11 protein-coding genes and 1 pseudogene are annotated in these 12288 nt (G+C 68.0%); all 12 read left to right on the top strand.

Annotated elements, in window-relative coordinates:
- Positions 1-6: 6 nt before the first annotated feature.
- Positions 7-561, top strand: coding sequence for a NuoB/complex I 20 kDa subunit family protein (locus tag AC5Y7V_RS11565; protein WP_499880146.1), 555 nt, complete (start codon positions 7-9; stop codon positions 559-561).
- The gene (locus tag AC5Y7V_RS11570; RefSeq protein WP_499880147.1) at positions 558-1286 is read left to right on the top strand and encodes an NADH-quinone oxidoreductase subunit C; all 729 of its coding nucleotides are present in this window, start codon (positions 558-560) and stop codon (positions 1284-1286) included. Before AC5Y7V_RS11565 ends, AC5Y7V_RS11570 begins: the two co-directional genes overlap by 4 nt.
- On the top strand, positions 1286-2584 hold the full coding sequence (gene nuoD / locus AC5Y7V_RS11575) for an NADH dehydrogenase (quinone) subunit D (protein WP_499880148.1): 1299 nt from the start codon (positions 1286-1288) through the stop codon (positions 2582-2584). The genes AC5Y7V_RS11570 and nuoD overlap by 1 nt, the downstream gene beginning before the upstream one ends.
- Positions 2581-3336, top strand: a complete 756-nt coding sequence (gene nuoE, locus AC5Y7V_RS11580; RefSeq protein ID WP_499880149.1) for an NADH-quinone oxidoreductase subunit NuoE — start codon at positions 2581-2583, stop codon at positions 3334-3336. Before nuoD ends, nuoE begins: the two co-directional genes overlap by 4 nt.
- A complete protein-coding gene (gene nuoF, locus AC5Y7V_RS11585; protein ID WP_499880150.1) occupies positions 3333-4649 on the top strand; it encodes an NADH-quinone oxidoreductase subunit NuoF in 1317 nt (438 codons plus the stop codon). Before nuoE ends, nuoF begins: the two co-directional genes overlap by 4 nt.
- Before the next feature lie 6 nt (positions 4650-4655).
- A complete protein-coding gene (locus tag AC5Y7V_RS11590) occupies positions 4656-7076 on the top strand; it encodes an NADH-quinone oxidoreductase subunit G (protein WP_499880151.1) in 2421 nt (806 codons plus the stop codon).
- An 8-nt stretch (positions 7077-7084) separates the two neighbouring features.
- A complete protein-coding gene (gene nuoH, locus AC5Y7V_RS11595) occupies positions 7085-8344 on the top strand; it encodes an NADH-quinone oxidoreductase subunit NuoH (protein ID WP_499880198.1) in 1260 nt (419 codons plus the stop codon).
- Complete coding sequence (gene nuoI, locus AC5Y7V_RS11600) at positions 8337-8894, top strand: NADH-quinone oxidoreductase subunit NuoI (protein WP_499880152.1); 558 nt, start codon at positions 8337-8339, stop codon at positions 8892-8894. The genes nuoH and nuoI overlap by 8 nt, the downstream gene beginning before the upstream one ends.
- A complete protein-coding gene (locus AC5Y7V_RS11605) occupies positions 8891-9688 on the top strand; it encodes an NADH-quinone oxidoreductase subunit J (RefSeq protein ID WP_499880153.1) in 798 nt (265 codons plus the stop codon). The genes nuoI and AC5Y7V_RS11605 overlap by 4 nt, the downstream gene beginning before the upstream one ends.
- Positions 9685-9984, top strand: coding sequence for an NADH-quinone oxidoreductase subunit NuoK (nuoK, locus tag AC5Y7V_RS11610; protein ID WP_007168303.1), 300 nt, complete (start codon positions 9685-9687; stop codon positions 9982-9984). Before AC5Y7V_RS11605 ends, nuoK begins: the two co-directional genes overlap by 4 nt.
- Before the next feature lie 12 nt (positions 9985-9996).
- Positions 9997-11883, top strand: a complete 1887-nt coding sequence (gene nuoL, locus AC5Y7V_RS11615) for an NADH-quinone oxidoreductase subunit L (RefSeq protein ID WP_499880154.1) — start codon at positions 9997-9999, stop codon at positions 11881-11883.
- Between the two features lie 64 nt (positions 11884-11947).
- A pseudogene (locus AC5Y7V_RS11620) lies at positions 11948-12288 on the top strand (NADH-quinone oxidoreductase subunit M); the annotation flags it as partial.

Here is a 12288-nt window from a genome sequence, read left to right on the forward strand (position 1 = left end):
GTAGAAGTGGGCCTGGAAGAACAGCTGCCCGGTGGCATCCTGCTGTCCACCGTCGAGAAGGTGGCCGGCTACGTGCGCAAGAACTCGCTGTGGCCGGCGACGTTCGGGCTGGCGTGCTGCGCGATCGAGATGATGGCAACCGCCGGACCGAGGTTCGACATCGCGCGCTTCGGCATGGAGCGGTTCTCGGCGACGCCCCGGCAGGCCGACCTGATGATCGTGGCCGGGCGGGTCAGCCAGAAGATGGCCCCGGTGCTGCGCCAGATCTACGACCAGATGGGCGAGCCGAAATGGGTGCTTGCCATGGGCGTGTGCGCGTCGTCGGGCGGGATGTTCAACAACTACGCGATCGTGCAGGGTGTCGACCACGTCGTGCCGGTCGACATCTACCTGCCCGGCTGCCCGCCCCGCCCCGAGATGCTGCTGCACGCAATCCTCAAGCTGCACGAGAAGATTCAGGAAATGCCGCTGGGCGTCAACCGCGAAGAAGCCATCGCCGAGGCCGAGCAGGCGGCGCTGGCCGCCACGCCCACCATCGAGATGCGCGGACTGCTGCGATGAGCTCTCCCGACCACGACCCGACGGTGGCGGCCAGCGAAGTGGGGGGCTCCGTCCCCACCGCCGACGAAGAAGTCATCGACGTTCGCCGCGGCATGTTCGGGGTGCGCGGCAGCGGCGACACCTCCGGCTACGGACGGCTGGTGCGCGAGATCACGCTGCCCGGCGGCAGCCCCCGGCCCTACGGTGGCTACTTCGACGACATCGCCGACCGGCTGGCGGAAGCGCTGGGCCGCAACGACATCGAATTCGACGATGCGATCGAGAAGATCGTCGTCGACCGCGACGAGCTGACCCTGCACGTGCGCCGCGATCTGCTGCCGCAGGTCGCGCAGCGGCTTCGCGACGAACCCGAGCTGCGCTTCGAGATGTGCCTGGGCGTCAACGGGGTGCACTACCCGCACGAAACGGGACGGGAGCTGCACGCCGTCTACCCGCTGCAGTCGATCACCCACAACCGTCGGCTGCGGCTGGAAGTGGCTGCGCCGGACAGTGATCCGCACATCCCGTCGCTGTACGGCGTCTACCCGACCAACGACTGGCACGAGCGCGAGACCTACGACTTCTTCGGGATCATCTTCGACGGGCACCCGTCGCTCACCAGGATCGAGATGCCCGACGACTGGCACGGTCACCCGCAACGCAAGGACTATCCGCTGGGCGGCATCCCGGTCGAGTACAAGGGCGCGCAGATACCTCCGCCCGACGAACGCAGGGGTTACAACTAATGACTCAAGCTGAAACGGTCCTGGTCGCCGGCGGTCAGGACTGGGACCAGATCGTCGACGCCGCCCGCAACGCGGACCCCGGCGAGCGCATCGTCGTCAACATGGGCCCCCAGCACCCGTCCACGCACGGCGTGCTGCGGCTGATCCTCGAGATCGAGGGCGAGACGGTCACGCAGGCCCGGTGCGGAATCGGCTACCTGCACACCGGGATCGAGAAGAACCTCGAATACCGTTACTGGACCCAGGGCGTCACCTTCGTGACCCGAATGGACTACCTGTCACCGTTTTTCAACGAGACCGCCTACTGCCTGGGCGTGGAGAAGCTGCTCGGCATCACCGACGAGATCCCGGAGCGGGTGAACGTCATCCGGGTGATGATGATGGAGCTCAACCGCATCTCGTCGCACCTGGTCGCGCTCGCGACCGGCGGCATGGAACTGGGCGCGATGACCCCGATGTTCGTCGGCTTCCGCGGGCGCGAGATCGTCCTGAAGCTGTTCGAATCGATCACGGGCCTGCGGATGAACAGCGCCTACATCCGGCCGGGCGGCGTCGCGCAGGACCTGCCGCCCAACGCGGAAACCGAGATCGCCGACGCCCTCAAAGAACTGAAGCAGCCGCTGCGCGAAATGGGCGAGCTGCTCAACGAAAACGCCATCTGGAAGGCGCGCACCGAGGGCGTGGGCTACCTGGACCTGACCGGCTGCATGGCGCTGGGCATCACCGGGCCGATCCTGCGTTCCACCGGGCTGCCGCACGACCTGCGCAAGAGCGAACCCTACTGCGGCTACGAGAACTACGAGTTCGACGTGATCACCGACGACGGCTGTGATGCGTACGGGCGCTACATCATTCGCGTCAAGGAGATGTGGGAGTCGATCAAGATCGTGGAGCAGTGTCTGGACAAGTTGCGGCCGGGGCCGACGATGGTCGAGAACCGCAAGATCGCCTGGCCCGCCGACCTGAAGGTCGGCCCGGACGGCATGGGCAACTCGCCCGAGCACATCGCGAAGATCATGGGCAGCTCGATGGAGGCGCTGATCCACCACTTCAAGCTGGTCACCGAGGGCATTCGCGTTCCGGCCGGCCAGGTTTACACGGCGGTGGAATCGCCCCGCGGTGAGCTCGGCGTGCACATGGTCAGCGACGGCGGCACCCGGCCCTACCGCGTGCACTACCGGGACCCTTCCTTCACCAACCTGCAGTCCGTCGCCGCGATGTGCGAGGGCGGCATGGTCGCGGACCTGATCGCCGCGGTCGCCAGCATCGACCCGGTGATGGGCGGGGTGGACCGATGACCGGGCCGCAGGGTCAGCCGGTGTTCATCCGGCTCGGACCGCCGCCCGAGGAACCCAACGCGTTTGTGACCGAGGGTGCGCCACAGTCGTATTCGCCCGAGGTGCGGGCCCGTCTCGAGGTCGACGCCAAGGAGATCATCGGCCGCTACCCCGACAAGCGCTCGGCGCTGCTGCCGCTGCTGCACCTGGTCCAAGCCGAGGATTCCTACCTGACACCGGCGGGACTCGAATTCTGCGGCGAGCAAATCGGATTGACCGGTGCCGAGGTGTCGGCGGTCGGCAGCTTCTACACGATGTACCGCCGCGGCCCCACCGGCGATTACCTGGTCGGCGTCTGCACCAACACGCTGTGTGCGGTCATGGGCGGCGACGCGGTATTCGACGCGCTCAAAGAACATCTCGGCATCGGCAATGATGAGACCACCGACGACGGCTCGGTCACGTTGCAGCACATCGAGTGCAACGCGGCGTGCGACTTCGCCCCGGTGGTGATGGTCAACTGGGAGTTCTACGACAACCAGACCCCGGAGTCGGCACGCGAACTCGTCGACTCGCTGCGGTCCGGAAATCCCAAGGCTCCCACCCGCGGTGCGCTGTGCAAGTTCCGCGAAACCTCGCGCATCCTGGCCGGCCTGCCCGACGAGCGCCCCGACGAAGGCCAGGGCGGCGCCGGTGCAGCCACTTTGGCCGGGCTGCAGGTGGCGAAGGAGAAGGGCATGGAAGCCCCGCCGGCTCCCGGAGGCGAGTCATGACCACCCCGCTGACCCCGGTCATCAGCGCCTACTGGGACGACCCGAAGTCGTTCACGCTGGAGACCTACCAGCGCCACGACGGTTACCAGGCGCTGAAGAAGGCCCTGAAGATGGAGCCCGACGCGGTGATTGGGGCCGTGAAGGACTCGGGTCTGCGCGGTCGCGGCGGCGCCGGCTTCTCGACCGGAACCAAGTGGTCGTTCATCCCGCAGGGCGACTCGGGTCCGGCCGCCAAGCCGCACTACCTGGTAGTCAATGCTGACGAATCCGAACCCGGTACGTGCAAAGACATTCCGCTGATGCTGGCGACGCCCCACCTGTTGGTGGAGGGCGCCATCATCGCCTCCTACGCGATCCGGGCCAGCCATGCCTTCATCTACGTGCGCGGTGAAGTGGTGCCGGTAATACGCCGGCTGCAGAACGCGGTCGCCGAGGCTTACGCCGCCGGCTATCTGGGCCGCGACATCGAAGGATCCGGCTACGACCTGGAGCTGGTGGTGCACGCCGGTGCGGGCGCTTACATCTGCGGCGAGGAAACCGCGCTGCTGGAGGGTCTGGAGGGCCGGCGCGGCCAGCCCCGGCTGCGGCCACCGTTCCCCGCCGTGGCCGGGCTTTACGGTTGCCCCACGGTGATCAACAACGTCGAGACGATCGCCAGCGTGCCGCCAATCATTCTCAACGGCGTCGAATGGTTCCGATCGATGGGCAGCGAGAAATCGCCTGGCTTCACGCTGTATTCGCTGTCCGGACATGTCACCCGCCCGGGCCAATACGAGGCCCCGCTCGGTATCACGCTGCGCGAATTGCTCGACTACGCCGGCGGGGTCCGCGCCGGGCATCGCCTGAAGTTCTGGACCCCGGGCGGGTCGTCGACGCCGCTGCTCACCGACGAACATCTGGACGTGCCACTGGATTACGAGGGCGTCGGTGCCGCCGGCTCGATGCTGGGCACCAAGGCGCTGGAGATCTTCGACGAGACCACCTGCGTGGTGCGCGCCGTGCAGCGCTGGACGTACTTCTACAAGCACGAGTCGTGCGGGAAGTGCACCCCGTGTCGCGAGGGCACGTTCTGGCTGGACCAGATCTACACCCGGCTCGAGACCGGCAAGGGCACTCACGAGGATCTCGACAAGTTGCTCGACATCTCCGACGCGATCCTCGGAAAGTCGTTCTGCGCGTTGGGCGATGGCGCCGCCAGCCCGGTGATGTCGTCGATCAAGTACTTCCGCGACGAATACGTCGCCCACGTCGAGGGGGGCGGCTGCCCGTTCGACCCGCGCGACTCGGTGCTGAACGCGAACGGAGAGGCGTGACGTCGTATGACTAGTGCGGCCAAGACCCAGACCGGTGACGGCGAGGCGACGCCGCCTGACATGGTGACCCTGACCATCGACGGCAACCAGATCTCGGTTCCCAAGGGAACTCTGGTGATCCGCGCAGCCGAGCTGATGGGCATCCAGATCCCGCGGTTCTGTGACCACCCGCTGCTCGACCCGGTCGGCGCGTGCCGGCAGTGCATGGTCGAGGTCGAGGGACAACGCAAGCCGATGGCGTCGTGCACCATCGTGTGCACCGAAGACATGGTGGTGCGCACCCAGCTCACCTCCGAGGCGGCGGACAAGGCCCAGCACGGCGTGATGGAGCTGTTGCTGATCAACCACCCGCTGGACTGCCCGATGTGCGACAAGGGCGGCGAATGTCCGCTGCAGAACCAGGCAATGTCCAACGGGCGGGCCGATTCCCGCTTCGCCGATGTCAAGCGCACGTTCGCCAAGCCGATCAACATCTCCTCGCAGGTGCTGCTGGATCGCGAGCGCTGCATCCTGTGTGCCCGCTGCACGCGGTTCTCCGAGCAGATCGCCGGCGACCCCTTCATCGACATGCAGGAGCGCGGCGCCCTGCAGCAGGTCGGCATCTACGCCAACGAGCCGTTCGACTCGTACTTTTCGGGCAACGCGGTGCAGATCTGCCCGGTGGGCGCGCTCACCGGGACCGCGTACCGCTTCCGGGCCCGGCCCTTCGACCTGGTGTCCAGCCCGAGCGTCTGCGAGCACTGCGCCTCGGGCTGCGCGCAGCGCACCGACCACCGCCGCGGCAAGGTGCTGCGCCGGCTGGCCGGCGACGACCCCGAGGTCAACGAGGAGTGGAACTGCGACAAGGGCCGGTGGGCGTTCAACTACGCGACCCAGCAGGACGTCATCACCACTCCCCTGCTCCGCGACGCCGACGGGACGCTGCAGCCGGTGTCGTGGTCGCACGCGATCGCGGCGGCGACCCAGGGACTCGAGGCTGCCCGCGGGCGCACCGGCGTGCTGGTCGGGGGCCGGGTGACCTGGGAAGACGCCTACGCGTACGGCAAGTTCGCCCGAATCACGTTGGACACCAACGACATCGACTTCCGCGCCCGCCCGCACTCCGCGGAGGAGGCCGACTTCCTGGCCGCCCGCGTCGCGGGCCGGCCGGTGACCGTGAGCTACTCCGACCTGGAGTCGGCGCCCGTGGTGGTGCTGGTCGGCTTCGAGCCGGAGGACGAGTCGCCCATCGTGTTCCTGCGGTTGCGCAAGGCCGCCCGCAAGCACCGGTTGCCGGTGTACGCGATCGCGCCGTTCGCCACCCGGGCGCTGACGAAGATGTCGGGCCGGTTGGTCAAGACCGTTCCCGGCGCCGAAGCCGCCGCGCTGGACGGGCTGGCCACCGGCGAGGCCGGTGAACTGCTCGCGAAACCGGGCGCGGTCATCATGGTCGGCGAGCGCCTGGCCACGGTGCCCGGCGGGTTGTCCGCCGCGGCGCGCCTGGCCGACGCCACCGGCGCCCGGCTGGCGTGGGTGCCGCGCCGCGCCGGCGAGCGCGGCGCGCTGGAAGCCGGCGCGCTCCCGACGCTGCTGCCGGGTGGCCGCCCGGTCGCCGACGACTCCGCCCGCGCACAGGTCGCCGCGGCGTGGAACGTCGACGAATTGCCTTCCACGCCTGGGCGGGACGCCGACGGCATCCTGGCCGCCGCCGCGGACGGGTCCCTCGGGGCGCTGCTGGTCGGCGGCATCGAACCCAACGACTTCGCCGATCCGGAGGCGGTGCTGGCCGCGCTGGACGCCGCCGGCTTCGTCGTCAGCCTCGAGCTGCGGCACAGCCCCGTCACCGAGCGCGCCGACGTGGTGTTCCCGGTCGCGCCGACGACGCAGAAGTCCGGCGCCTTCGTCAACTGGGAAGGCCGCTACCGCGCGTTCGCGCCCGCGCTGCGCGGCACCAGCGGGGAGGCCGGCCAGTCCGACCACAAGGTGCTCGACACGCTGGCCGACGAGATGGGTATCTACCTGAACACCGGCACCGTCGAGTCCGCCCGCGAGGAACTCGCCGCCCTCGGCACCTGGGATGGCGGACACGCCGCCGACCCGCAGGTCGCTGCGCCGGAACCGGCCACCCCCGAGCAGGGACAGGCCGTGCTGGCCGGATGGCGGTTGCTGCTCGACGAGGGCCGAATGCAGGACGGTGAACCGCATTTGGCGGGCACCGCGCGCAAGCCCGTCGTCCGGCTGTCGGCCGAAACCGCCGCCGAGATCGGCGCCGCCGACGGCGACAACGTCACGGTCAGCACGCCGCGCGGCTCGATCATGCTGCCGCTGGCCATCACGGACATGCCCGACCGGGTGGTGTGGCTTCCGTTGAACTCGCCGGGTTCGGCGGTGCACCGGAAATTGGGCGTAACCCTCGGCAGCGTCGTCGCGATCGGAGCGGGAACATGACCGTCCCCTTGTCCGCCTTCGGGCACGACCCCTGGTGGTTGGTGCTCGGCAAGGCGCTGGCCATCTTCGTCTTCCTGATGCTGAACGTGCTGGTCGCGATCCTGCTGGAACGCAAGATCCTCGGCTGGATGCAGCTGCGGCCCGGCCCCAACCGGGCGGGCCCGTGGGGCGCGCTGCAGAGCCTGGCCGACGGGATCAAGCTGGCGCTGAAGGAGAGCATCACCCCCGGCGGCATCGACAAGTTCGTTTACTTTGCGGCGCCAGTGATTTCGACGATTCCGGCGTTCACCGCGTTCGCGTTCATCCCGTTCGGTCCGGTGGTGTCCGTGTTCGGCCACCACACGCCGTTGCAGCTGACCGATCTTCCGGTCGCGGTGCTGTTCATCCTCGGCCTGTCGGCGATCGGGGTGTACGGCATCGTGCTGGGCGGCTGGGCGTCGGGGTCCACCTACCCGCTGCTGGGCGGGGTGCGCTCCACCGCGCAGGTCATCTCCTACGAGGTGGCGATGGGGCTGTCTTTCGCCGCGGTGTTCCTCTACGCCGGCTCCATGTCGACCTCTCAGATCGTCGGCGCGCAGGACCGGGTCTGGTACGTCTTTTTGCTGTTGCCGTCGTTCGTGATCTACCTCGTCTCGATGGTCGGTGAAACCAACAGGGCGCCATTCGATCTGCCCGAGGCCGAGGGCGAGCTGGTCGCGGGATTCCACACCGAGTACTCGTCGCTGAAGTTCGCGATGTTCATGCTGGCCGAGTACGTCAACATGATGACGGTCTCGTCGCTCGCCACCGCCATGTTCTTCGGCGGCTGGCACGCGCCGTGGCCGCTGAACATGTGGGCGGGCGCCAACACCGGCTGGTGGCCGGTGCTCTGGTTCACCGCCAAGATGTGGACCTTCCTGTTCATCTACTTCTGGCTGCGGGCCAGCCTGCCCCGGCTGCGCTACGACCAGTTCATGGCGCTGGGCTGGAAGCTGCTGATCCCGGCCTCGCTGGTGTGGGTTTTGATCGCCGCGGTGATCCGCACCGCGCGCAACCAGGGGTACGCGCACTGGACGCCGATCCTGGTGGCCAGCAGCCTGGTCTTCGCCGTGGTGCTGGTGCTGCTGTTACGAAAACCGTTCAGCACGCCTACGATTCGCGCGATGGAGCGCGACCTGCGCCGCCAGGGCGGCGCGATCCCTGCCCCGGAAACAACCGGGCCGGCGTTCCCGACACCGCCGCTGCCGGCGCAGAAAGTCGGCGCGAGCAAGGAGAAAGCACGTGCCTAAGTTCTTCGACTCCGTAGCAGGATTCGGCGTGACGTTCGGGTCGATGTTCAAGAAGAGGGTCACCGAGCAGTATCCCGAAAAGCCGGGCCCGGTCGCGCCGCGCTACCACGGGCGCCACCAACTCAACCGGTATCCCGACGGCCTGGAGAAGTGCATCGGGTGCGAGCTGTGCGCATGGGCGTGTCCCGCCGACGCCATCTACGTCGAGGGCGCCGACAACACCGAGGAGCTGAGGTATTCGCCAGGCGAACGCTACGGCCGGGTGTACCAGATCAATTACCTGCGCTGCATCGGCTGCGGCCTGTGCATCGAGGCCTGCCCGACCAGGGCGCTGACGATGACCAATGACTACGAGATGGCCGACGACAACCGCGCCGACCTCATCTATGAGAAGGACCGGCTGCTCGCCCCGCTGCTGCAGGACATGCTCGCGCCGCCGCACCCCCGGGCGGAGGGCGCCACCGACAAGGACTACTACCAGGGCAACGTGACCGCGCAGGGGTTAAGCGTGCGAAGCGACGCGAAAGACACGGCGGGGGACACAAGATGATCGCGGTGCTCGCCTCAAACCTCGCCTCGGAGACCATCGTTCGCACCTCCACCGGCGAGGCGGTCACGTTCTGGGTGCTGGGCGCGGTGGCGCTGATCGGCGCGCTCGGGGTGGTGCTCGCGGTCAACGCCGTGTACTCGGCGATGTTCCTGGCGATGACCATGATCATCCTGGCGGTGTTCTACATGATCCAGGACGCGCTGTTCCTCGGCGTCGTCCAGGTCGTGGTCTATACCGGCGCGGTGATGATGCTGTTCCTGTTCGTCCTGATGCTCATCGGCGTGGACAGCGCGGAATCGCTGAAGGAGACGCTGCGCGGCCAGCGCGTCGCGGCCGTGTTGACGGGCGTCGGGTTCGGCGTGCTGCTGCTGGCCGGCATCGGCAACGTGGCGACCGGTGGTTTTGTGGGACTCACCACCGCCAACGCCAACGGCAACGTGGAAGGCCTGGCGGCGCTGATCTTTTCGCGTTACCTGTGGGCCTTCGAGCTGACCAGCGCCCTGCTGATCACCGCGGCCGTCGGCGCGATGGTGCTGGCGCACCGGGAGCGTTTCGAACGGCGCAAGACCCAGCGGGAGCTTTCCGAGGAGCGCTTCCGGGCCGGCGGGCGCCCCACCCCGCTGCCGAACCCGGGCGTCTACGCGCGCCAGAACGCGGTCGACGTCGCCGCGCTGCTGCCCGACGGCTCGTACTCGGAGTTGTCGGTGTCGCCCATCTTGCGGATCCGCGGCGGCGACGGGGCAGAGGTCAAACAGACCCGCGCGGGCGAAGCGGTGAAAGGTGGCGCGTCGTGAATCCGGCCAACTACCTATACCTTTCGGCACTGCTGTTCACCATCGGAGCCTCGGGCGTGCTGTTGCGCCGCAACGCCATCGTGATGTTCATGTGCGTCGAGCTGATGCTGAACGCCGTCAACCTGGCGTTCGTCACGTTCGCGCGCATGCACGGCCACCTCGACGGCCAGATGATCGCCTTCTTCACGATGGTCGTGGCCGCCTGCGAGGTCGTCGTCGGCCTGGCCATCATCATGACGATTTTCCGTGCCCGCAAATCCGCGTCGGTCGACGACGCGAACCTACTCAAAGGCTAAAAGAACGCCGAGATGACTGACTACACCTGGCTGCTGGTGGCGCTGCCGTTGGCGGGTGCCGCGATCTTGTTGTTCGGGGGCAGGCTCACCGACGCGTGGGGCCACCTGCTGGGCTGCGCCACCGCGCTGGCGGCGTTCGGGGTGGGCGCGACGCTGCTCGCCGACATGCTCGGCCGCGGCGAGGCCGATCGCACGATCCACCAGAAGCTGTTCACCTGGATCCCGGTCGGACAGCTGCAGGTGGACTTCGGGCTGCAGCTCGACCAGTTGTCCATGTGCTTCGTGCTGCTGATCTCCGGGGTCGGATCGCTGATCCACATCTATTCGGTCGGCTACATGGCCGAAGACCCCGATCGCCGAAGGTTTTTCGGCTACCTCAACCTGTTCCTGGCCTCGATGCTGCTGCTGGTGGTCGCCGACAACTACCTGGTGCTCTACGTCGGCTGGGAGGGCGTCGGCCTGGCCTCCTACCTGCTCATCGGTTTCTGGTACCACAAGCCGTCGGCCGCCACCGCGGCCAAGAAGGCGTTCGTCATGAACCGGGTCGGTGACGCCGGGCTGGCGGTGGGAATGTTCTTGATGTTCGGCACCTTCGGCACGCTGTCGTACGCCGGGGTGTTCGCCGGCGCGCCTTCGGCTTCGAGCGGCGTGGTGACGGCGATGGGGTTGCTCTTGCTGCTGGGCGCCTGCGCCAAGTCCGCGCAGGTTCCGCTGCAGGCGTGGCTGGGCGACGCGATGGAGGGCCCGACGCCGGTGTCCGCCCTGATCCACGCCGCCACCATGGTGACCGCCGGGGTGTACCTGATCGTGCGGTCCAACCCGCTCTACAACCTCTCGCCGGGCGCGCAACTGGGCGTCGTCATCGTCGGCACCGTCACCCTGCTGTTCGGGGCGTTCATCGGCTGCGCCAAGGACGACATCAAGCGCGCGCTGGCCGCTTCGACGATGAGCCAGATCGGCTACATGGTGCTGGCGGCCGGCCTCGGCCCGGCCGGCTACGCCTTCGCGATCATGCACCTGCTGACCCACGGCTTCTTCAAGGCCGGGCTGTTCCTCGGCTCCGGGTCGATCATCCACGCGATGCACGAGGAACAGGACATGCGCCGCTACGGCGGCCTGCGCAAGGCGCTGCCGGTCACGTTCGCCACGTTCGGGCTGGGGTATCTGGCGATCATCGGCGTGCCGCCGTTCGCGGGCTTCTTCTCCAAAGACAAGATCATCGAGGCGGCGCTGTCGACCGGGGACACCCGGGGCTACGTGCTGGGCGGGGCCGCGCTGCTGGGCGCCGGCGTCACCGCGTTCTACATGACGCGGGTCATGCTGATGACGTTCTTCGGTGAAAAGCGTTGGGCCCCCGGCGCCCATCCGCACGAGGCGCCCGCCGTGATGGCGTGGCCGATGATCCTGCTGGCCGTCGGCTCGGTGTTCTCGGGTTTCCTGTTGTGGTGGGGCGGCGCCCTGCAGCACTGGCTCGAGCCCGTCGTCGGGGTGCACGAAGAGGCGGCGCACGCCCTGCCCGCCTGGGTCACCACCGTCGTCGCGCTGGGCGTCGTCGCCGTCGGTATCGCGGTGGCCTACCGCATGTACGCCGCAGCGCCCATCCCGCGGGTCGCCCCCGTGCGGGTGTCGCCGCTCACGACCGCCGCGCGCGCCGACCTCTACGGCGACGCGTTCAACGAGGAGGTGTTCATGCGCCCCGGCGCGCAGCTGACCGACGCACTGGTCGAAGTCGACAACGCGGGCGTCGACGGCTCGGTCAACGCCCTGGCGGCGCTAGTGGGCCGGACCTCAAACGGCCTGCGGCGCTTCCAAACCGGCTTTGTCCGCAACTACGCATTGTCGATGCTGGCGGGCGCCGTGCTGGTGACCGCGCTGATCCTGGCGGTGAGGGTGTGGTGAACGGAAGTTTTCTCAACCGCGCCGGCGACGATGCAGAGCGAAGCGATGAGGAGGAGCGGCGCTTATGAGCGTGCCGTGGCTGAGCGTCCTGTGGCTGCTGCCGCTGGCGGGCTCCCTGCTGATCATCCTGCTGCCCCCGGGGCTGCGGCAGCTCGCCAAGTGGACCGGCTTGGTCGTCGGACTGCTGACGCTGGCGGTGGCGATCGTGGTCACCGTCGGGTTCAAGGCCGGCGGCCCCACCTACCAGTTCGTCGAAAGCCACAAGTGGATACCGGCGTTCGGGGCGGGCTACTCGCTCGGCGTGGACGGCATCGCGGTGGTGCTGGTGCTGCTGACCGCGGTGCTGATCCCGGTGCTGCAGGTGGCCGGCTGGAACGACGGCCACAGGGGCACTCAGGAAAATAA

This window comes from Mycobacterium sp. NGS34 (assembly GCF_059812845.1).